This window comes from Colwellia marinimaniae, from assembly GCF_002207865.1.
Lineage (GTDB): Bacteria > Pseudomonadota > Gammaproteobacteria > Enterobacterales > Alteromonadaceae > Colwellia > Colwellia marinimaniae.
The window spans coordinates 1-462 of sequence record NZ_BDQM01000125.1 but is presented as its reverse complement, the minus strand read 5'-3'; the positions used below and the strand labels follow the sequence as shown (position 1 = coordinate 462).

The following is a 462-nucleotide window of genomic DNA, read 5'->3' as shown; positions in this document are numbered from 1 at the left end:
TTTCTTTTTCTTTTTTTCCTCCTTTTCTTTTTTTTTTCTCCTTTTCTTTTTCTTTTTCTCTTTTTTTTCTTTTCTCTTTTTTTTTTTTTTTTTCTCTTTTTTTTTTTTTTTTTTCTCTTTTTTTTTTTTTTTTTCTTTTTTTTTTTTTTTTCTTTTTCCTCTTTTTTTCTTTTTTTTTTTCTTTTTTTTTTTTTTTTTTCTCTTTTCTTTTTTTCTTTTTCTTTTTTTTTTCTTTTTTTTTTTTTTCTTCTTTTTTTCTTTTTTTTTTTTTTTTTCTTTTTTTTTCTTTTCTTTTTTTTTTTTTTTTTTTTTTTTTTCTTCTTTTTTTCTTTTTTTTTTTTTTTTTTTTTTTTTTCTTTTTTCTCTTTTTTTTCTCTTTTTTTTTTTCTTTTTTCTCTTTTTTTCTTTTTTTTTTTTTTTTTTCCCCGCCTCTTTGCTCTTTTTTCTCTTCTTCTTGTTCTT

At 14.9% G+C, this 462-nt stretch carries 1 protein-coding gene; it reads right to left on the bottom strand.

Annotated features, from left to right (window positions below; translation table 11 throughout):
* Positions 1-462: hypothetical protein (locus tag MTCD1_RS23475; protein ID WP_200818633.1), on the bottom strand; the 462-nt coding region annotated here is incomplete at both ends.